We start from the raw sequence: 21,105 nt of genomic DNA on the forward strand, positions 1-21,105 counted from the left end.
AGCGCTGCGGGCAATGAGGCCTGCGGCGCACCTCCGGGTGGGCGACGCTGCCCGCCCGATCTTCCGGACCGTCGGACATCGATCTGTCCGACGCGGTCCCCACATACCTTCGCCGCCCGTGCGCGGTACCCATGCCGCGACCCCGCGGCGTCCGCATGTTGGAACGGTATATCCGGTTCCCGAGAACCGCTCCATCATGTAACCTGCACGAAATTTCGATCTCACGCAGAGGGCCAGCGTCGTCCCTCGGCACTTGCACATGCCACATGACGACGGGAGAGCCGATGCGTACGCCGCGCCAGCCGTCCCAGCACTCCACGAATGGCCAGAACTGGTCGTTCATGGATGCTCGCCCTGCTGCGCAGGGTATGTACGACCCCCGCAACGAGCACGACGCCTGTGGCGTCGGCTTTGTGGCCACCCTCACCGGTGAGGCGAGCCATGCGCTGGTCGAGCAGGCGCTCACGGTTCTGCGCAACCTGGAGCACCGTGGGGCCACCGGCTCCGAGCCGGACTCCGGTGACGGCGCGGGCATCCTCGCCCAGGTGCCGGACGCCTTCTTCCGTGAGGTGGCCGGATTCGATCTGCCACAGGCCGGTGGCTACGCCGTCGGTATCGCCTTCCTGCCGGAGGACGGCACCGACGAGGCCGTCTCACGCATTGAGACGATCGCGGCCGACGAGGGCCTGACCGTCCTCGGCTGGCGCGAGGTCCCCGTCGCCCCCGAACTGCTCGGCGCCACCGCCCGTTCGACGATGCCCGCCTTCCGGCAGCTCTTCGTCACCGACGGCGTTGCGGAGGGCATCGCGCTCGACCGCAAGGCCTTCGTGCTGCGCAAGCGCGCCGAGCGTGAGGCCGACGTCTACTTCCCGTCGCTGTCCGCGCGGACGATTGTCTACAAGGGCATGCTGACCACGGGCCAGCTGGAGCCCTTCTTCCCGGACCTGTCCGACCGCCGGTTCGCCTCCGCGATCGCGCTCGTGCACTCCCGGTTCTCCACGAACACCTTCCCGTCGTGGCCGCTGGCGCACCCGTACCGCTTCGTCGCGCACAACGGTGAGATCAACACCGTCATGGGCAACCGCAACTGGATGCGCGCCCGCGAGTCCCAGCTGTACTCCGAGCTGTTCGGCACCCCGGAGAAGCTGGAGCGGGTCTTCCCGATCTGCACCCCCGCCGCCTCCGACTCGGCGTCCTTCGACGAGGTGCTCGAACTGCTGCACCTGGGCGGCCGTTCGCTGCCGCACTCGGTGCTGATGATGATCCCGGAGGCGTGGGAGAACCACGACTCCATGGACCCGGCCCGGCGCGCCTTCTACCAGTACCACTCCACGATGATGGAGCCCTGGGACGGCCCCGCCTGCGTCACCTTCACCGACGGCACCCAGGTCGGCGCCGTTCTCGACCGCAACGGTCTGCGCCCCGGCCGCTACTGGGTCACAGACGACGGCCTCGTCGTCCTCGGCTCCGAGGTCGGCGTCCTCGACATCGACCCCTCGAAGGTCGTCCGCAAGGGCCGCCTGCAGCCCGGCCGCATGTTCCTCGTCGACACCGCCGAGCACCGCATCATCGAGGACGACGAGATCAAGGCGACCCTCGCCGCCGAGCACCCCTACGCCGAGTGGCTTGAGGCCGGCGAGATCGAGCTGAGCGACCTGCCCGAGCGCGAGCACATCGTGCACACCCACGCCTCGGTCACCCGCCGCCAGCAGACCTTCGGCTACACCGAGGAGGAGCTGCGGGTCATCCTGGCGCCGATGGCCAAGTCCGGCGCCGAGCCCATCGGTTCCATGGGCACCGACTCGCCGATCGCGGCCCTCTCCGAGCGCCCGCGTCTGCTCTTCGACTACTTCACCCAGCTGTTCGCGCAGGTCACCAACCCGCCGCTGGACGCGATCCGCGAGGAACTGGTCACCTCGCTGCGCAGCTCGCTCGGCCCGCAGGGCAACCTGCTGGAGCCGACGGCCGCGTCCTGCCGCAGCGTCGTGCTGCCCTTCCCGGTGATCGACAACGACGAGCTGGCCAAGCTCATCCACATCAACGCCGACGGCGACATGCCCGGCATGAAGGCCGCCACGCTGTCCGGCCTGTACCGGGTGAGCGGGGGCGGTGAGGCCCTCGCCGCGCGCATCGAGGAGATCTGCGCCGAGGCCGACGCCGCCATCGACAACGGCGCCCGCCTGATCGTGCTCTCCGACCGGCACTCGGACGCCGAGCACGCGCCGATCCCGTCGCTGCTGCTCACCGCGGCCGTCCACCACCACCTCATCCGCACCAAGCAGCGCACCCACGTGGGCCTGCTGGTCGAGGCCGGTGACGTCCGCGAGGTCCACCACGTCGCCCTGCTCATCGGCTACGGCGCCGCAGCCGTCAACCCGTACCTGGCGATGGAGTCCGTCGAGGACCTGCTGCGGGCCGGCACCTTCATCAACGGCATCGAGCCCGAGCAGGCCATCCGCAACCTGATCTACGCGCTCGGCAAGGGCGTGCTGAAGGTCATGTCCAAGATGGGCATCTCCACCGTCGCCTCCTACCGCGGCGCCCAGGTCTTCGAGGCCGTCGGTCTCGACGAGGCCTTCGTGGAGAAGTACTTCAACGGCACCACCAGCAAGATCGGCGGTGTCGGCATCGACGTCGTCGCCAAGGAGGTCGCCGCCCGGCACGCCAAGGCGTACCCCGCCTCCGGGATCGCCCCGGCGCACCGCGCGCTGGAGATCGGCGGCGAGTACCAGTGGCGCCGCGAGGGCGAGCCGCACCTGTTCGACCCGGAGACGATCTTCCGCCTCCAGCACTCCACGCGCACCGGCCGCTACGACGTCTTCAAGAAGTACACCGACCGCGTGAACGAGCAGTCCGAGCGCCTGATGACGCTGCGTGGGCTCTTCGGCTTCAAGTCCGACCGTCCGTCGATCCCGATCGAGGAGGTCGAGCCGGTCAGCGAGATCGTCAAGCGGTTCTCCACCGGCGCCATGTCGTACGGCTCCATCTCCAAGGAGGCGCACGAAACCCTCGCCATCGCCATGAACCAGCTGGGCGGCAAGTCCAACACCGGTGAGGGCGGCGAGGACCCGGAGCGCCTGTACGACCCGGCGCGCCGGTCGTCCATCAAGCAGGTCGCCTCCGGCCGCTTCGGTGTGACCAGCGAGTACCTGGTCAACTCCGACGACATCCAGATCAAGATGGCCCAGGGCGCCAAGCCCGGCGAGGGCGGTCAGCTGCCCGGCCACAAGGTGTACCCGTGGGTGGCGAAGACCCGGCACTCGACGCCGGGCGTGGGGCTCATCTCCCCGCCGCCGCACCACGACATCTACTCCATCGAGGACCTGGCCCAGCTGATCCACGACCTGAAGAACGCGAACCCGCAGGCGCGGATTCACGTGAAGCTGGTCTCGGAGGTCGGCGTCGGCACCGTCGCCGCGGGGGTGTCCAAGGCGCACGCGGACGTGGTGCTGATCTCCGGCCACGACGGGGGTACGGGTGCGTCCCCGCTGACCTCGCTGAAGCACGCCGGTGGTCCCTGGGAGCTCGGCCTGGCCGAGACCCAGCAGACGCTTCTGCTCAACGGCCTGCGCGACCGGATCGTGGTCCAGACCGACGGTCAGCTCAAGACCGGCCGTGACGTCGTCATCGCCGCGCTGCTCGGTGCCGAGGAGTTCGGTTTCGCGACCGCGCCGCTCGTCGTCTCCGGCTGCGTCATGATGCGCGTCTGCCACCTGGACACCTGCCCGGTCGGCATCGCCACCCAGAACCCGACGCTGCGTGACCGGTTCACCGGCAAGGCCGAGTTCGTCGTGAACTTCTTCCAGTTCATCGCCGAGGAAGTGCGCGAGCTGCTCGCCGAGCTGGGCTTCCGCTCCATCGAGGAGGCCGTCGGTCACGCCGAGGCCCTCGACGTCACGCGGGCCGTCGACCACTGGAAGGCGCAGGGCCTGGACCTGGAGCCGCTGTTCCACGTGCCCGAGCTGCCCGACGGCGCGGTGCGCCACCAGGTCGTCGCGCAGGACCACGGCCTGGAGAAGGCGCTCGACAACGAGCTGATCAAGCTCGCCGCCGACGCGCTGAACGCCTCCTCCGTGGAGGACGCCCAGCCGGTGCGCGCCCAGGTCGCCATCCGCAACATCAACCGCACGGTCGGCACCATGCTCGGCCACGAGGTGACGAAGAAGTTCGGTGGCGCGGGCCTGCCCGACGACACCATCGACATCACCTTCACCGGCTCCGCCGGCCAGTCCTTCGGCGCCTTCGTGCCGCGCGGCATCACGCTGCGCCTGGAGGGCGACGCCAACGACTATGTCGGCAAGGGCCTGTCGGGTGGCCGTGTGATCGTCCGCCCGGACCGGAACGCGGACCACCTCGCCGAGTACAGCGTCATCGCGGGCAACACCCTCGCGTACGGCGCGACCGGCGGTGAGATGTTCCTGCGCGGCAAGGTCGGCGAGCGCTTCTGCGTCCGCAACTCCGGCGCGCTGGTCGTCTCCGAGGGCGTGGGCGACCACGGCTGCGAGTACATGACCGGCGGTCACGCGGTGGTGCTCGGCGAGACGGGCCGCAACTTCGCGGCCGGTATGTCCGGTGGTGTCGCGTACGTCATCGACCTCGACCGCGACAACGTCAACGTCGGCAACCTCGGCTCGGTCGAGGCGCTCGACGACACCGACAAGCAGTGGCTGCACGACGTGGTGCGCCGCCACCAGGAGGAGACCGGCTCCACGGTCGCCGAGAAGCTCCTGGCCGAGTGGGACACGGCGGTCGACCGCTTCAGCAAGATCATCCCCAGCACGTACAAGGCAGTGCTCGCCGCCAAGGACGCCGCCGAGCGAGCCGGTCTCTCCGAGTCCGAGATCACCGAGAAGATGATGGAGGCGGCGATCAATGGCTGACCCGAAGGGCTTTCTGAACCACGGCCGTGAGGTCGCCGCGTCCCGCCCGGTCGAGGAGCGCGTCAAGGACTGGAACGAGGTCTACGTCCCCGGCTCCCTGCTGCCGATCATCAGCAAGCAGGCCAGCCGGTGCATGGACTGCGGCATCCCGTTCTGCCACAACGGCTGCCCGCTGGGGAACCTGATCCCCGAGTGGAACGACTACGCTTACCGCGAGGACTGGGGCGCCGCGTCCGAGCGGCTGCACGCCACGAACAACTTCCCGGAGTTCACGGGCCGCCTGTGCCCCGCTCCGTGCGAGTCGGCGTGCGTGCTCGGCATCAACCAGCCGGCGGTCACCATCAAGAACGTCGAGGTCTCGATCATCGACAAGGCGTGGGAGACCGGGGACGTCGCCCCGCAGATCCCGGAGCGCCTGTCGGGCAAGACGGTGGCGGTCATTGGGTCAGGTCCCGCCGGTCTCGCCGCCGCCCAGCAGCTGACCCGGGCCGGTCACACGGTCGCCGTCTACGAGCGCGCGGACCGCGTCGGAGGCCTCCTCCGGTACGGCATCCCGGAGTTCAAGATGGAGAAGCGGCACATCAACCGCCGTATCGAGCAGATGCGCGCGGAGGGCACCCGCTTCCGCACCGGCATCGAGATCGGCCGCGACCTGAAGGCGACCGACCTGAAGAAGCGGTACGACGCGATCGTCATCGCCGCCGGTGCGACGACCGCCCGTGACCTCCCGGTCCCCGGCCGCGAGCTCAAGGGCATCTACCAGGCCATGGAGTACCTGCCGCTGGCCAACAAGGTCCAGGAGGGCGACTACGTGGTGCCCCCGATCTCCGCCGAGGGCAAGCACGTCGTCGTCATCGGCGGCGGCGACACGGGCGCCGACTGCGTGGGCACCGCCCACCGCCAGGGCGCGGCCTCCGTCACGCAGCTGGAGATCATGCCCCGCCCGAACGACGAGCGGGACGCGGTGCGCCAGCCGTGGCCGACCTTCCCGATGCTCTACAAGGTCACGTCCGCGCACGAGGAGGGCGGTGAGCGGGTCTACTCCGTCTCCACCACCCACTTCGAGGGCGACGAGGACGGCAACGTCCAGTGGCTGCACCTCACCGAGGTCGAGTTCATCGACGGCAAGCTGACCCCGAAGCCGGGCACGGAGCGCAAGATCCCTGCCCAGCTGGTCACCCTCGCCATGGGCTTCACCGGCACCGACCGCGAGAACGGCCTGGTCGACCAGTTCGGCCTGGACCTCGACGAGCGCGGCAACATCGCCCGCGACGCCGACTTCCAGACCAATGTGCCGGGTGTGTTCGTGGCGGGTGACGCGGGCCGTGGCCAGTCGCTGATCGTGTGGGCGATCGCGGAGGGCCGCTCGGCGGCACGTGGTGTCGACCGCTTCCTCACGGGCGCGAGCGACCTCCCGGCGCCGATCCGGCCGACGGACCGCGCGCTGATGGTCTGATCCGCTGGTGGTCTGATCCCACTCACAAGCGTCCCGTACAAAGGCGTACGGAACACCAGGTGGCGCCTGCCCGACCAGTCCCCGACCGGACCGACTGGGCAGGCGCCGCCGCTTGTTCTCAGGTGTTCTCAGGCCAGTGCCGTGACCTTGCCGACCGTCAGGACCACCAGCAGCGCGAGCAGTGCCACGCACGCCCCCGCCTGCACCAGCGTGCGCCGGTTGCGCGGCGCGTACGCGAGCGCGGCCGTCACCACCCCACCCGCCAGCAGCCCGCCCAGGTGGCCCTGCCAGGACGTGAGACCCGCCGAGATCACCAGCCACAGCAGCAGCCCCGCCATGAAGCGGTTGACGGCGTTCATGTCGGCGCCGAGGCGGCGGGCCATGACGTAGTACGCGGCACCGAGGCCGAAGATCGCCCCGGAGGCGCCGACCGTGAGGGCGTCGGGGGCGAGCAGCAGGACCAGCACCGAGCCGCCGAGCGCCGACAGCAGGTACAGGGCGACGTAGCGGACCCGGCCCAGCTGATGCTCCACCGTCCTGCCGAGGTTCCACAGCGCCGCCATGTTCATCACGATGTGCAGGATGCCGAACGTCCCCTCGGTCGGCGGCAGATGCAGGAACGCGCCGGTCAGCAGGCGGTACCACTCCCCGGCCACCAGCCCCTCCGGCGTGAAGTCCGCCGGGTACACGTCCTGCCACATGTAGTGCAGGCCGTCCGGGCCGACCAGCCCGGCGCCGAGCATCCCGAAGCGGTCCACGATCTCCGGGCGTATCAGCTCACCGACGTAGGCCAGGACATTGAGCGCGATCAGGGCGTACGTCACGACCGGCACCGCCGAGACCCGGCCGCCGACGACCGTGCGGGCCTGCCTGACCGACCTCGCGCCCTCCTTCACGCACTCGACGCACTGGTGGCCCACGGCCGCCTCGCGCATGCAGTCCGGGCAGATGTAGCGGTCGCAGCGGGTGCAGCGGACGTGGGACTCCACCTTGGGGTGGCGGTAGCAGGTGGTGACGGTGGACTCGGGTTCCACGGCCGGCTCCTCGAAGGGTGGGCGGACGGTGAGCCGGTGGGGTCGGCGGCGAAACAAAATAGCGAACGCCGGTGGACGGAGATCACGGTGGGGCGGGGGTGCCGTAATCTCTGCCCCGTGGCAGCCATCAGTCTCACCAAGGTGCAGCAGAGCGCGCCCGCGCTTGTGGATCTGTACAAGCGTGCCGGGGTCTCGCTCACCAAGCACGGGCTGGAGGGGCAGCGGGCCGCCGTGTACCTCGTCGTCGACTACTCGGGGTCGATGAAGCCGTACTACAAGGACGGCAGTGTGCAGGCGCTGGCCGACCGGGTGCTGGGGCTGTCGGCGCATCTCGACGACGACGGCAGGGTGCCGGTCGTGTTCTTCTCCACGGACATCGACGCCGTCACCGACATCGCGCTCGCCGACCACCAGGGGCGCATCGAGCGGATCGTGGCGGGCCTGGGGCACATGGGCAAGACCAGCTACCACCTGGCCATGGACGCCGTCATCGACCACTACCTCGACAGCGGCTCCCGGGAACCCGCCCTCGTCGTCTTCCAGACCGACGGCGGGCCCATCAACAAGCTCGCCGCCGAACGGTATCTGTGCAAGGCGGCGAAGCTGCCGCTGTTCTGGCAGTTCATCGGCTTCGGCGAGCCGGGCAGCCGGCAGTTCGACTTTCTGCGCAGGCTCGACGAGTTGCCCGTGCCGGACCGGCGACCGGTCGACAACGCCGGGTTCTTCCACGCCGGTACGGATCCGCGGCAGGTGTCCGACACCGAGTTGTACGACCGTCTCGTGGGCGAGTTCCCCCAGTGGCTGGCGGCCGCCCGGGAGCGGGGGATCGTACGGCCCGGCTGAGATCGTGCGGACACCTATGGCTTGAGCCCTTCGCCGTGTCACCCTGAGGACGATCCGGTCCGACGGGGAGGGCGACGGCATATGAACGGCGCACGATCGGTGAACTCGGATACGGCCAGGGGGAGTTCCCCGGGCCGGGGCGAGAAGGCGGCCGACTGGGCCGACGGGCGGCTCGGGCTCTACTCGCTCGCCAAGGCCAACATGCGCAAGGTCTTCCCGGACCACTGGTCCTTCATGCTGGGCGAGGTCTGCCTCTACAGCTTCCTCGTCCTCATCCTCACCGGCGTCTACCTCACGCTGTTCTTCGAGCCGAGCAGCGCCGAGGTGGTCTACGACGGGTCGTACACCCCGCTCAACGGCATCGTGATGACACGGGCCTTCGAGTCCACGCTGGAGATCAGCTTCGATGTGCGCGGCGGACTGCTGATCCGGCAGATCCACCACTGGGCGGCGCTGGTGTTCGTCGCCGGGATGCTCGTGCACATGATGCGGGTGTTCTTCACCGGTGCCTACCGCAAGCCGCGCGAGATCAACTGGGTGTTCGGCTGGACCCTGCTGTTCCTCGGCATCATCACCGGCCTCACCGGCTACTCCCTCCCCGACGACCTGCTCTCCGGCACCGGTCTGCGCTTCGCCCAGGGCGCCATCCTGTCCATCCCGATCGTCGGCACGTATCTGGCGTTCTTCCTGTTCGGCGGGGAGTTCCCGGGCCACGACATCATCTCGCGGCTGTACCCCATCCATGTCCTGCTGCTGCCCGGGATCATGCTGGGCCTGGTGGTGGCCCATCTGATCCTGGTCTTCTACCACAAGCACACCCAGTACCCCGGCCCCGGCCGCGACCAGAAGTCGGTCGTCGGCATGCCCTTCCTGCCGGTCTACATGGCCAAGGCCGGTGGCTTCTTCTTCCTGGTCTTCGGTGTGCTCGTGATGATGGGCGGGATCGCGCAGATCAACCCCGTGTGGGCCTTCGGCCCGTACCGCGCCGACCTCGTCACCACCGGCGCCCAGCCCGACTGGTACCTGGGCTTCTCCGAGGGCCTGATCCGGGTGATGCCGGGATGGGAGATCGACCTCTGGGGTCACACCCTCGTCCTCGGCGTCTTCATCCCCTTCGCGCTCTTCCCGCTGATCCTGGCCGCCATCGGCGTCTATCCCTTCATCGAGGCCTGGATCACCGGCGACAAACGCGAGCACCACATCCTGGACCGGCCGCGCAACGCCCCCGTCCGCACCGGCCTCGGCGTCGCCTGGCTCACTCTCTACGCGGTCTGCCTGATCGGCGGGGGCAACGACATCGTCGCCACCCATCTGCATCTGTCGATCAACGCCATCACCTGGTTCGTACGGATCGCGTTCTTCGTCGCGCCGGTGCTGGCGTTCGTCGTCACCCAGCGGATCTGCCTGGGCCTGCAACGCCGCGACCGCGAGAAGGTGCTGCACGGCCGGGAGACCGGCACCATCAAACGGCTGCCGCACGGCGAGTACATCGAGGTCCACGAACCCCTCACCCAGGCCCAGCGGTTCACCCTGACCCAGCACGAGCAGCAGGTGCCGTACGAGATCGGACCGCGCGTCGACGCAGGCGGTGTCCAGCGGCCGGTCACCATCTCGCAGCGGGTGCGCGAGAGGCTGGCCCGGGCCATGTTCGGGCCCGACAGCCACATTCCGAAGCCGACGCCGGAGGAGTACCGGGAGATCACGCGCGGGCACTGAGGACGACGTCCCGGCACTCGTCCGGGCTGCCCCAGGCGCCGTGCAGGGCGCGGGCCTTGGTCAGCCAGAGGGACAGGTCGTACTCCGCCGTGTAGCCGATCGCGCCGTGCAGTTGCAGGGCGGTACGTGCGGTGGCGTACGCCGCCTCGCACGCCGTGACCTTGGCGGCGGCTACGTCTGCCGGGCTCATGGTGAGCGCCGCTCCGAACACGAGCGGGCGGGTGAACTCCAGGGCTGTCTTCGCGTCCGACAGCCGGTGCTTGACGGCCTGGAACGAGCCTATGGGGACGCCGAACTGGGTGCGCTGACGGACGTACGCGACGGTCCGGTCGAGCAGGGCTTCTCCGACGCCGAGGGCCTGGGCGGCGGTGGCCAGGCGCGCCCAGGCGAGGGCCTGTTCGGTGGGCGGGGTGGGGGAGAGGAGTTCGCCGCCGGGGAGAAGGGGGGTGAGGCGGCGGGCCGGGTCCAGGGAGGGGCGGGCAGGGGTCGCCGGGCCGGGGGAGAGGCGCAGGCCGTCGGGGTCGAGGGAGAGGTGGGTGGTCGCCGCGTCGCCGTCGAGGGCGTACGACTCCGGCGGCGCCAGCGTGGCCATGGTCCCGCCCGCCGCGAGGGACGGCAGGAAGCGTTTGGCGAGGGCCGGTTCCGTGAGCAGGGCGGCCGCCGCGACCGTCTCCACCAGTGGACCCGGGACCGCGTGCCGCCCCAGCTCGACGAAGGCGACGGCCAGTTCCACGGGCCGGGCGCCCAGCCCGTCGTACTCCTCCGGTACGGCCAGCGCGAACACGCCCGCCTCGGCGACACGGGACCACAGCGCGCGTCCGCCGGAGTGGTCGCCGCGGCTCCAGTCCCGTATGACCGACGGCGTGTCGGCGGCGGTGAGCAGGGCGTCCAGGGAGGCGGCGAAGGCGCGGTGTTCGGGGTCGAGGAGGAAGCGCATCAGCGGCGTCCCTTCGGCAGGCCCAGCAGGCGCTCGGCGATGAGGTCGCGCTGGATCTCGTTGGTTCCGGCGTAGATCGGACCGGCCAGGGCGAAGACGTACGGCTCGGACCACGCCGTGTCCGCCAACTCGCCCTCCGGGCCGAGGAGATCCAGGGCGGTCTCGTGCAGCGCGATGTCGTACTCCGACCAGAACACCTTGTTCAGGCTCGACTCCGCGCCGAGCGGCTCGCCGTCGAGGAATCGGGAGGCGGCGGCGTAGGTGAAGAGCTGGTAGGCGCGCGCGCCGATGAGGGCGTCGGCGACTCGGGCGCGGGTGGCGTGCGGGCTGCCCTGGGTCCGCCACAGCTGGTGCAGGCGGTCGGCGGCGGCCAGGAAGCGGCCGGGGGAGCGGAGCGTGAGGCCGCGTTCGTTGGCCGCTGTCGACATGGCGACACGCCAGCCCTGGCCGGGTTCGCCGATGACGTCCTCGTCGGGGACGAAGACGTCGTCCAGGAACAGCTCGGCGAAGGCCGGTTTGCCGTCCAGGCGGGCGATTGGGCGGACGCTCACGCCGGGGGCGCGCAGGTCGAACATCAGGTACGTGAGGCCCTGATGGGGCTTCGCGGTGTGCTGCTCGCTGCGGAACGGGCCGAAGGCGCGGTCGGCGAAGGGCGCGCGGGAGGACCAGGTCTTCTGGCCGGACAGCAGCCAGCCGCCGTCGGTGCGGACGGCTCTCGACGTCAGGGACGCGAGGTCGGAGCCCGCCTCCGGCTCCGACCAGGCCTGCGCCCAGATGGTGTGGCCCGAGGCCATGGGCGGCAGGACGCGGGCCCGCTGCTCCTCGGTGCCGTGGGCGAAGAGGGTGGGGGCGAGGAGGTGGATGCCGTTCTGGCTGACGCGGGCCGGGGCGGCGGCCGCGTAGTACTCCTCCTCGAAGATCAGCCACCGCACGAGCCCGCAGTCCCGGCCGCCGTACGCCGCCGGCCAGTCGACCACCGACCAGCGGTCCGCGGCCAGTTCGGCCTCCCACGCGCGGTGGGCGGCGAACCCCTCCTCGGTCTCCAGGGAGGGCAGGGGGCTGGACGGCACGTGCGCGCGGAGCCAGGCCCGGGCCTCGGCGCGGAAGGCGTGCTCCTCCGGTGTGAAGGCGAGATCCATCGGCGGCCGTCCTCCCGTGTGCTTTCCCGTTGTCCGTTGCGCGTTGTCCGCTGCGGAGCTTCCCTAACAAGTGTTTGGTAGGTTAGCGTGGCCCTATGACAGGCGTCGAGAGTCCGGCGTACGTGCCCGGGCACGGGCTGCTGAAGGGCCGTACCGCCGTCATCACGGCAGCGGCGGGTGCGGGGATCGGCGGGGCGACCGCGCGCCGGTTCCTTCAGGAGGGCGCGCGCGTGCTGATCAGCGACGCGCATGTGCGGCGGCTGAAGGAGTACGAGGCCGAGCTGGGGCGGGAGTTCGCCGGGGCGGTGGCCGCCGTGCCCTGTGACGTCACGGACGAGGCCCAGGTGCGGGAGCTGTTCGCGGCGGCCGTGCGGGAGCACGGGCGGCTGGACATCGTCGTCAACAACGCGGGACTGGGCGGGACCTGCGCGCTGGCCGACATGGCCGACGAGCAGTGGTTCCGGGTGGTCGACGTGACGCTGAACGGGACCTTTCGGTGTACGCGGGCGGCTCTGCGGTTGATGAAGGAGGCGGGGGAGGGCGGGGTGATCGTCAACAACGCCTCCGTCGTCGGCTGGCGGGCCCAGGCCGGGCAGGCCCACTACGCCGCCGCGAAGGCCGGGGTGATGGCGCTGACCAGGTGCGCGGCGGTGGAGGCCGCGGAGTACGGGGTGCGGGTCAACGCGGTCGCGCCGAGCCTCGCCATGCATCCGCACCTGGTGAAGGTGACCACCCCCGAACTGCTCTCGGACCTCACCGCGCGCGAGGCCTTCGGGCGGTACGCGGAGCCCTGGGAGGTGGCCAACGTGATCGTGTTCCTGGCGTCCGGGTACTCGTCGTATCTGACCGGAGAGGTCGTCTCCGTCAGCAGCCAACATCCGTAGGCCCACAATGGGTGCCGTGCCGACCAAGAAGAACCCCCAGGTGACCGCCTCCGCGCCGGCGCGCCGCCGCGAACTCCTGCGCACCGCCGCCGAGGTTTTCGCCGAGCAGGGGTACAACGCCACGACCGTCCGGACCATCGCCGACCACGCGGGCATGCTCGCGGGCAGCCTCTACTACCACTTCGACTCCAAGGAGTCGATGCTGGAGGAGATCCTGCGCACCTTCCTCGACGAGCTCTGGGACGGCTACGACGCCGTCCTGGACGCCGGGCTCGGGCCGCGGGAGAGGTTGGAGGCGCTGGTCACCGAGTCGTTCCGGGAGATCGACCGGCACCGCGCCGCCGTCGCGATCTACCAGAAGGAGTCCAGACAGCTGGCGGCGCAGGAACGGTTCACGTTCCTCGCCGAGTCGCAGCGCAAGTTCGAAAAAGCGTGGCTGTCCACGCTGGAACGCGGGGTCGCCGACCGGGTCTTCCGGGACGACCTCGACGTCCGGCTCACCTACCGGTTCGTGCGGGACACCGTGTGGGTCGCCGCGTCCTGGTACCGGCCGGGCGGACAGCACAGTCCGGAGGAGATCGCCCGGCAGTACCTGTCGATGGTGCTGGACGGGATCGCCGTACGCGCCTAACTCGCTGGGGAGTCGTCATGGCCGAGGCCTACATCGTCGAAGCGGTCCGTACGCCCGTCGGGCGACGCGGGGGAGGACTCAGCGCGGTCCACCCGGCCGACCTGGGCGCGCATGTGCTGAAGGAGCTGGTCTCACGGGCCGGGGTGGACCCGGCGGCCGTCGAGGACGTCGTCTTCGGGTGCCTGGACGCGGTGGGGCCACAGGCCGGGGACATCGCGCGGACCTGCTGGCTGGCGGCCGGGCTGCCCGAGGAGGTGCCGGGCGTGACCGTCGACCGGCAGTGCGGGTCCTCGCAGCAGGCCGTGCACTTCGCGGCGCAGGCCGTGCTGTCCGGGACGCAGGACCTGGTGGTCGCCGGCGGCGTGCAGAACATGTCGCAGATCCCCATCGCCTACGCCACCCGGCAGGCCGCCGAGCCGCTGGGCTTCACGCAGGGGCCGTTCGCGGGCAGCGAGGGCTGGCGGGCGCGGTACGGGGACCGGCCGGTCAACCAGTTCGCCGGCGCCGAGATGATCGCCGCGAAGTGGGGGATCGGCCGGCCGGAGCAGGAGGAGTTCGCGCTGCGCTCGCACCAGCGGGCGGTGCGGGCGATCGACGAAAGGCGCTTCGCGCGGGAGACCGTGCCGTACGGGGACGCGACCGTCGACGAGGGGCCGCGGCGGGACACCTCGCTGGAGAAGATGGCCGCGCTGAAGCCGGTCATCGACGGCGGCACGGTCACGGCCGCCTGCTCGTCCCAGGTCTCCGACGGCGCGGCGGCGCTGCTGCTGGCCTCGGAGCGGGCGGTACGCGAGCACGGGCTGACGCCACGGGCCCGGGTCCATCACCTCTCCGTGCGCGGCGAGGACCCGATCCGCATGCTGACCGCTCCGATCCCGGCCACCGCCCACGCCCTGAAGAAGACCGGCCTCACTCTCGACGACATCGACCTCGTCGAGATCAACGAGGCCTTCGCACCGGTCGTCCTGGCCTGGCTGAAGGAGACCGGCGCCGACCCCGACAAGGTCAACGTCAACGGCGGCGCGATCGCCCTGGGCCACCCGCTCGGCGCGACCGGCGCGAAGCTGATGACGACGCTGCTGCACGAACTGGAGCGCACGGGCGGACGATTCGGGCTGCAGACGATGTGCGAGGGCGGAGGGCAGGCCAACGTGACGATCATCGAGCGGGTCTGAGGGGGTGCGGGCACGTCGTTACGGAGTGCGTCTGAGCAGCTCGAGCGACTTCAGCACCGCTTCCGCCTCCCCCACGATCCGCTCCACCAGCTCCGCGCACGACGGCAGGTCGTCGATGACCCCGGCGACCTGACCGGACGCCATGACGCCGAGGTCCGTCCGGCCGTCCACCATGGACGCCTTCAGCAGCATCGGCGTGTTCGCGGCCAGCAGGACCTGGCTCCAGGTCAGGTCCTTGCCGTGCTTCAGGGCGAGACCGTCCTGGAGCATCCGGCGCCAGGTGAGGCCGGAGATCCGTCGGAAGGCGGCGGCTCGGTGGACGGCCCGGAGGAGTCGCCCGGCCCGGCCGGATCGCTCCATCGCGTCGACCAGTTCGGTGCGCAGCATGCGGTGGGGCAGGCCGTCGATTGCCGTCGTGACCGTCACGTCCCCGACCGTCGCCGCCAGATACCTCGCCCTCACCGCGTCCGGCACCGTCGAGTCCGACGTCAGCAGGAACCGCGTCCCCATGGCCACGCCCGCCGCCCCGTACGCCAGCGCCGCGACCAGGCCCCGCCCGTCGAAGAAGCCGCCCGCCGCCACGACCGGGATGTCCACGGCGTCCACCACCTGCGGCAACAGCACCGTCGTCGCCACCTCCCCGGTGTGCCCGCCGCCCTCACCGCCCTGCACGATCACCGCGTCCGCGCCCCACGCCGCGACCTTCTCGGCATGCCGCCGCGCGCCGACGGACGGGATGACGACGACGCCCGACTCCTTGAGCGCGGCGATCAGTTCACGGGACGGCGCGAGCGCGAAGGACGCGACCCGCACCCTCTCCTCGATCATGATCTGTACCCGGTCGCCCGCGTCCTGCGCGTCCGCGCGCAGATTGACCCCGAACGGTGCCGTCGTCCGCGCCCCGACCTCCCGTATCGCCGCGCGCAACTGGTCGAGCGTCATCGTGGCCGACGCCAGGATGCCCAGCGCCCCCGCGTTCGCCGTCGCCGAGACCAGGCGGGGGCCCGCCACCCAGCCCATCCCGGTCTGCACGATCGGGTGCCGTACGCCGACCAGCCTGGTGAGCGCCGTCTCCATCAGGTCCGCACCTCCCGTTCCCGGGTGTTCGCCGGGTCGATCACCTCGCGGATCAGGCGCAGCTCCTCGGAGGTCGGGGCACGGGTCTCCGGTACCTCGGCCGGGATCACCAGCTCGAAGCCGGTCGCTTCCCTGACCTGCTCGACGGTCACCCCGGGGTGCAGGGAGGCGACCCGCAGGGAGTGGTCCGGCGTCGCGAAGTCGAAGACGCCGAGGTCCGAGACGACCCGGGCCAGGTGATGGAAGCGGGCCGTCTCCGGATGGCGGGCGGCACGGTCGTGGCCGACCCCGCACACCATGTCGACGCGCTCGACGAACACCCGCCGGGAGTGCCGGGGGATCCAGTAACTCGTCGGGTTGTTCAACGTGTTGACCGGCGCCCCGCGCACGCCGAGCAGCTGCCGGGACGGCTTGGCCCAGTCGCCGATGCAGGAGATGTTCTGGTTGCCGTGACGGTCGATCTGGCTCGCGCCCATCATCACGTGCCGTTTGCCGCCGGTGACGAGGGTGAGGTGCCGACGGTACGGCAGCCAGCCCTCAGGGTTGCCGTCGGCGTCCACCAGCGTCGCCTCGCCGTCGGTCAGCAGCAGGTCGGGGGCGAAGGTGTGCCGGGCGAGGCGGGCGCCGAGGGAGGGGATCAGGCCCATGGGGCTCGCGAGTATCTCCCCGGCACCGCGCCAGGCCTCGGCGCAGGCGATCACGCAGTACTCGGCGCGGGCGGGCGGGGGCGTCGTCGTGTCGCTCATGGGCGCTCCTGGTCTTCTGGGGGCTACCGGGGTCATGGCCGTGGCTGCTCCTGGTCGTCTCTGCGCTGTCGGGTCATGGCCGCTCCTCTTCCTCTCGGCGCTCCCCGCACCCCTCGTGCCAGGCGCGGACGGCGGACCGGTACGCGTGCTCGTCCCCGGTGAGGAACCGTTCGGCGAACTCCGGCCAGGGTGTGGTCGCGTAGTGCCGCTGCAATGCCTCGTCCCGTGTGTAGTCGGGTGCGCAGGACGTGAAGTGGGCGCCGTTCGGGGCCTCGACGACACCGGTCACCGTGTGCCGCGGGATGAGCAGCGTCTGCGGTGCCGCCTCCTTCGTCAGCTCGGCCGTGTCCACGATCCGCTCGCACGAGACGTACGCCGTCTCGGCCGCCGCGCAGAACAGGTCGTCGAAGTACGGGTCGGGGCCCAGATACTGCCCGTTGCCCCGCCGGTCCGCGCGGTTGACGTGGACCAGGGCCGCGTCCATGCGCAGGGCGGGCATGGCCACGAACGTCTCCCCGTCGGCGTACGGCGATGTCACCGTGCGCAGGCCGGGGTTGACCCGCATGACGTCCGAGCCGATCCCGGCTCGTACCGGCAGGAAGGGCAGCCGGTTCGCGGCCGCGTGCAGTCCCCACAGGAACATCGCCTCGTCGATCTCCATCAGCTCGAACGCCCCGCGCTCCCGGGCCGCGCGGTAGTGCGGTTCGAGCGGGATGGAGTCGAGGGTGGCGAAGGCGGCGACCAGCTTCCGGATCCGGCCGGCGGCGGCGAGCATGCCGACGTCCGGGCCGCCGTACGAGACCACGGTGAGATCGGTGATCCCGGTCCGGAGCAGTGCTCTGATCAGGGCCATCGGTTTCCGGCGCGAGCCCCAGCCGCCGATGCCGAGGGTCATACCGCTCTCCAGCCGGGCCACGGCCTCGTCGGCGCTCATCGTCTTGTCGGTCACTCCGGCACGTCCTTTCCGAAGGTGCTCCGGACCCGGTCCGCCACCCCGCTCATCGCGGCCTCGAACGTGAACCCCTGCTCGAAGCGGTAGCTGCGGCGCACGTCGACGGGATCGATGCCGTTGATCGCCGCCTTCGCCAGACGCAGCAGCCGGCCGTCCTTGGCGGCGATCTCCCGGGCCAACTCCAGGGCCGCCCCGCGCAGTTCCGAGCGCGGCACCACTCGCCACACCGAGCCGTGCGCGTGCAGCTCGGCCGCGCTCGCCGTGCGGGAGGTGTAGTACAGCGTGCGCATGAGGTGCTGCGGGACCAGGCGGGACAGGTGCGTGGCCGCGCCGAGCGCCCCCCGGTCCAGCTCCGGCAGGCCGAAGGTGGCGTCCTCGCTCGCCACGATCGCGTCCGCGTTGCCGACGAGCCCGATGCCGCCGCCCAGGCAGAAGCCCTGCACCGCCGCCAGGACCGGCACCTCGCACTCGTACACCGCCGAGAAGGCCTCCGCACACCCCGAGTTGGCGCCCAGCAGGGCGCTCTGGCCCTGACCCTGTATCTCCTTGATGTCCACCCCCGCGTTGAAGCCGCGCCCCTCGGCGGTCAGCACGACACAGCGCACTTCCGGGTCCCGCCCGGCCGCGCGCACGGCGTCCGCCAGGGCGTACCAGCCGTGCACCGGCAGTGCGTTCACCGGCGGGAAGTCGACCGTGACGACGGAAATCCCCTTTTCCGGGGACGAGGTGGAGACACCCATGGCCGCATCAGCTACCTTTCCACCAAACATTTGTTAGGTGTTCGAGGCTTCGAAGCTAGCAGTCGCCGATTCAGCGTGGGAGCCCCTGTGGACAAAGCCGCCCTTGTGGATAACTCGCCGTTCGCACGGCTCGACGGCCGGACCGTCGTCGTCACCGGCGGCACCCGAGGGGTCGGCGCCGGGATCGCACGGGCGTTCGCCGAGGCCGGTGCCGAGGTGGTGACCTGTGCGCGGCGGCCACCCGAAGTCCCCGTCGAGGGCAGCCGGTTCGAACCCCTCGACCTGCGGGAGCCCGCTGCCGTACGGGACTTCTTCGCCGCGCTGCCCCGGCTGGACGTCCTCGTCAACAACGCCGGAGGCACGCCGTACCGGCTGCTGACCGAGGCCGACGCCGAGCGGCATGCCCGTGTCGTCGAGCTCAACCTCGTGGCTCCGCTGACCGCGTCGCTCGCCGCGTACGAGCCGTTGCGGCGGGCGCGGGGGTGCGTGGTGATGATCGGCAGTGTCAGCGGCGGCCGCCCGTCACCCGGGTCGGCCGCGTACGGCGCCGCGAAGGCCGGGCTGGAGAGCCTCGCCCGCTCGATGGCGGTGGAGTGGGCGCCCCATGTCCGTGTGAACACCCTCGTCGTCGGCATGGTCCACACCGAGCTGTCCCACCTGCACTACGGCGGCGAGGACGGCGTCGCGGCCGTCTCCCGCACGGTCCCGCTCGGGCGGCTCGCCACACCGGCCGACGTCGGGGCGGCCGCCGTGTTCCTCGCGTCCGACGCCGCCTCGTACATCAGCGGAGCCAGTCTGCACGTGCACGGCGGTGGCGAGCGTCCCGCGTTCCTGGACGCCGCGACCGCTCACAAGGAGGGATGAGATGAGCCGTAGCTGTGAGGGCCGGGTCGTCGTCGTCACCGGGGGCGGCAGGGGGCTCGGGCGGGCGCACGCGCTCGCCTTCGCCGCCGAGGGGGCACGGGTCGTCGTCAACGACCTCGGGGTCGGCCTCGACGGGCTGCCCGGCGCCGACAGCCCGGCCGCCCGCGTGGCCGACGAGATCCGCGCGGCGGGCGGCGAGGCCGTCGCCCACGCCGGCGACATCGCCACCACCGAGGGCGCCGCCTCCCTGATCCGGACCGCCCTGGAGACGTACGGTCGCCTGGACACGCTCGTCAACAACGCCGGGTTCCTGCGCGACCGGATGCTCGTCAACCTCGACGAGGACGACTGGGACGCCGTCCTGCGTGTCCACCTCAAGGGCCACTTCCTGCCGCTGAAGCACGCCGCCGCGCACTGGCGCGCCGAGGCCAAGGCGGGCCGTACGCCGCAGGCCCGCATCGTCAACACCAGTAGCGGCGCCGGACTGCTGGGTTCGGTCGGTCAGGGCAACTACAGCGCCGCCAAGGCCGGGATCGTAGGGCTCACCTTGGTCGCGGCGGCCGAACTCCGGCGGTACGGCGTCCAGGTCAACGCCGTCGCCCCGGCGGCGCGTACCCGGATGACGGAGCGGACGTTCGCCGAGGCCATGGCGGCGCCGGGCAGCGGATTCGACGCCATGGCCCCGGAGAACGTCTCCCCGCTGGTCGTCTGGCTCGGGTCCGCCGCGAGTGCGCGGGTCACCGGCCGGGTGTTCGAGGCGGAGGGCGGCCGTATCACCGTGATGGAGGGGTGGCGGCCGGGGCCCACCGTGGACAAGGGGGCGCGGTGGGGCGTGGCGGAACTGGACGAGGTGGTACGAGGGTTGCTGGCCGGGTCGGAGGCGCCCGGACCGGTGTACGGCAGTCAGGTGTGAGCGTCACGTCACGTCTATCCCGGCGGCGCCACCGTCAGGGGCGTGGGTGAGCACCCGCACCCTCCGGGCCACCCGGCGGCAAGCCTACGTATCGCACTCCAGCACCGTCCGGCACAGCGCACACCGCGCCCGCATCCGCCCCCGTACCGGTACCCGGATCCGCTGGTGACACGTGGGGCAGGGGAACGACACCCGCAGCGGGCCGCGGGCGTCGGGGGTGAACGCGTACGGCGTACCCGGTGCGCTGACCAGGACGTGCTGGCTCTGGGCGTGGCGGCGGTCGCGGGCGTAGCGGCGGCGGCCCGCCCAGCCGGCCGCGGTGAGCGGGGGCTGCTGCTCGTCGCGGCGGGCCAGGGTCATGCCCTTCACATACGCCGTGTACGCCTGCGGGCTGGTGAACCAGATCGACGGGTCCTCGCCGAACACCAGGGCACGCTTGGCGAGGACGTACCCGAACTCCTCGGGGGTCAGATATCCGAGCTTCTGACTGGAGGCCGCGTCCTCCCGGTAGGCGTCGAGCAGCAGCCAGCCGGCGCCCAGATACGTCGTCGCCGTGTCCGTGAGGATCTCGTTGTCGCGCGTGCCGGGGAACCACAGGTCCAGGCGGTGCAGACAGACGTGCATGATCTCGTGCGCGAGCGCCGCGCCGATGTCCCGGCGGTGGGTGCGGAAGCGGTCGTTCAGCTCCACGAAGTACTCGGGTCCTGCGGTGAGTTCGACGTTCGCCGCGTGGTGCATCTCGCGGAAGCTGACGATCACGCGGGCGTCCGGCAGCCGGTAGTGCCGGACCAGCTCGCGGGCCACGCGCTGGGCGCCCAGGTAGAGGTCGTCGGTGTCGCAGAACGCCACGTCGGCCGGGGGCACGCTGGTCGAGAACGTCTGGATGGTGTCGTACGACAGCCGCTTGTACAGCGCGGTGATGGCGGCCCGCACCGTCTCCAGGTGTGGGTAGCCGTGCTCGACCGGTCCGTCGTTCGCCACGCCCTTACCCCCAAGACGCCTTGAACCCGATTCCACTGTACGAGGGGGAGAGCGGAATTTCGCTCGGCGGGTTGCGCCGTGGGGGCGTGAGATCGGTCCTTGTCATGGATGCTGTCCGATCTTCATACTGGCCAGCC

General features: G+C 70.9%; 17 protein-coding genes. 9 read left to right on the plus strand and 8 right to left on the minus strand.

The features are described 5' to 3' along the window. Positions 1–284: 284 nt before the first annotated feature. Positions 285–4,880, plus strand: coding sequence for a glutamate synthase large subunit (gltB, locus tag HJD23_RS32000; protein ID WP_171118907.1), 4,596 nt, complete (start codon positions 285–287; stop codon positions 4,878–4,880). Beyond that, complete coding sequence (locus HJD23_RS32005; RefSeq protein WP_171115213.1) at positions 4,873–6,336, plus strand: glutamate synthase subunit beta; 1,464 nt, start codon at positions 4,873–4,875, stop codon at positions 6,334–6,336. The genes gltB and HJD23_RS32005 overlap by 8 nt, the downstream gene beginning before the upstream one ends. Positions 6,337–6,464: 128 nt before the next feature. On the opposite strand, the gene HJD23_RS32010 is transcribed toward HJD23_RS32005, so the two are convergent. Next, positions 6,465–7,370: a rhomboid family intramembrane serine protease gene (locus HJD23_RS32010; protein WP_171115211.1), complete on the minus strand. Its 906-nt coding sequence runs from the start codon at positions 7,368–7,370 to the stop codon at positions 6,465–6,467. Between the two features lie 117 nt (positions 7,371–7,487). Here HJD23_RS32010 and HJD23_RS32015 point away from each other — a divergent pair, with 117 nt between their 5' ends. Both HJD23_RS32015 and HJD23_RS32020 read left to right on the plus strand, forming a co-directional pair. Next, on the plus strand, positions 7,488–8,213 hold the full coding sequence (locus HJD23_RS32015; protein ID WP_171115208.1) for a VWA domain-containing protein: 726 nt from the start codon (positions 7,488–7,490) through the stop codon (positions 8,211–8,213). 81 nt (positions 8,214–8,294) lie between these two features. Next, entirely contained in the window at positions 8,295–9,929 is a 1,635-nt protein-coding gene (locus tag HJD23_RS32020; RefSeq protein ID WP_171115207.1) for a cytochrome bc complex cytochrome b subunit, read from the plus strand. On the opposite strand, the gene HJD23_RS32025 is transcribed toward HJD23_RS32020, so the two are convergent. After that, positions 9,913–10,866 (minus strand): acyl-CoA dehydrogenase family protein, encoded by a 954-nt coding sequence (locus HJD23_RS32025; RefSeq protein ID WP_171115204.1) that lies wholly within the window; start codon positions 10,864–10,866, stop codon positions 9,913–9,915. The genes HJD23_RS32020 and HJD23_RS32025 overlap by 17 nt on opposite strands. Further along, a complete protein-coding gene (locus HJD23_RS32030; protein ID WP_171115202.1) occupies positions 10,866–12,005 on the minus strand; it encodes an acyl-CoA dehydrogenase family protein in 1,140 nt (379 codons plus the stop codon). Before HJD23_RS32030 ends, HJD23_RS32025 begins: the two co-directional genes overlap by 1 nt. Positions 12,006–12,100: 95 nt before the next feature. Between HJD23_RS32030 and HJD23_RS32035 the strand changes: the two genes are divergently transcribed. Genes HJD23_RS32035 through HJD23_RS32045 form a run of 3 tightly spaced genes read left to right on the plus strand, consistent with a single transcriptional unit; the run spans position 12,101 to position 14,695 of the window. Continuing rightward, the gene (locus HJD23_RS32035; RefSeq protein ID WP_171115200.1) at positions 12,101–12,889 is read left to right on the plus strand and encodes an SDR family oxidoreductase; all 789 of its coding nucleotides are present in this window, start codon (positions 12,101–12,103) and stop codon (positions 12,887–12,889) included. Between the two features lie 16 nt (positions 12,890–12,905). Further along, a complete protein-coding gene (locus HJD23_RS32040; RefSeq protein ID WP_277347783.1) occupies positions 12,906–13,520 on the plus strand; it encodes a TetR/AcrR family transcriptional regulator in 615 nt (204 codons plus the stop codon). Between the two features lie 17 nt (positions 13,521–13,537). Next, complete coding sequence (locus HJD23_RS32045; protein WP_171115197.1) at positions 13,538–14,695, plus strand: acetyl-CoA C-acetyltransferase; 1,158 nt, start codon at positions 13,538–13,540, stop codon at positions 14,693–14,695. Positions 14,696–14,713: 18 nt separating this feature from the next. Here HJD23_RS32045 and HJD23_RS32050 read toward each other — a convergent pair whose 3' ends face one another. The 4 genes from HJD23_RS32050 to HJD23_RS32065 form a co-directional block, all read right to left on the minus strand. Then, positions 14,714–15,772 (minus strand): nitronate monooxygenase, encoded by a 1,059-nt coding sequence (locus HJD23_RS32050; RefSeq protein ID WP_171115195.1) that lies wholly within the window; start codon positions 15,770–15,772, stop codon positions 14,714–14,716. Then, a complete protein-coding gene (locus HJD23_RS32055) occupies positions 15,772–16,518 on the minus strand; it encodes a CoA-transferase (protein ID WP_171115193.1) in 747 nt (248 codons plus the stop codon). Before HJD23_RS32055 ends, HJD23_RS32050 begins: the two co-directional genes overlap by 1 nt. Positions 16,519–16,591: 73 nt before the next feature. Continuing rightward, entirely contained in the window at positions 16,592–17,467 is an 876-nt protein-coding gene (locus tag HJD23_RS32060; protein WP_171115191.1) for a CoA transferase subunit A, read from the minus strand. Then, positions 17,464–18,210, minus strand: coding sequence for an enoyl-CoA hydratase family protein (locus tag HJD23_RS32065; protein ID WP_171115189.1), 747 nt, complete (start codon positions 18,208–18,210; stop codon positions 17,464–17,466). Before HJD23_RS32065 ends, HJD23_RS32060 begins: the two co-directional genes overlap by 4 nt. A gap of 87 nt (positions 18,211–18,297) precedes the next feature. Between HJD23_RS32065 and HJD23_RS32070 the strand changes: the two genes are divergently transcribed. Together HJD23_RS32070 and HJD23_RS32075 are read left to right on the plus strand one after the other, a co-directional pair. Continuing rightward, the gene (locus HJD23_RS32070) at positions 18,298–19,074 is read left to right on the plus strand and encodes an SDR family oxidoreductase (RefSeq protein WP_240980865.1); all 777 of its coding nucleotides are present in this window, start codon (positions 18,298–18,300) and stop codon (positions 19,072–19,074) included. Position 19,075: 1 nt separating this feature from the next. Beyond that, positions 19,076–19,987 (plus strand): SDR family oxidoreductase, encoded by a 912-nt coding sequence (locus HJD23_RS32075; protein WP_171115186.1) that lies wholly within the window; start codon positions 19,076–19,078, stop codon positions 19,985–19,987. A gap of 84 nt (positions 19,988–20,071) precedes the next feature. On the opposite strand, the gene HJD23_RS32080 is transcribed toward HJD23_RS32075, so the two are convergent. After that, complete coding sequence (locus HJD23_RS32080) at positions 20,072–20,968, minus strand: hypothetical protein (RefSeq protein WP_171115185.1); 897 nt, start codon at positions 20,966–20,968, stop codon at positions 20,072–20,074. Positions 20,969–21,105 lie beyond the last annotated feature (137 nt).

This window comes from Streptomyces sp. Z423-1 (assembly GCF_013009255.1).
In the GTDB taxonomy this organism is placed as follows: Bacteria; Actinomycetota; Actinomycetes; order Streptomycetales; family Streptomycetaceae; genus Streptomyces; species Streptomyces gossypiisoli.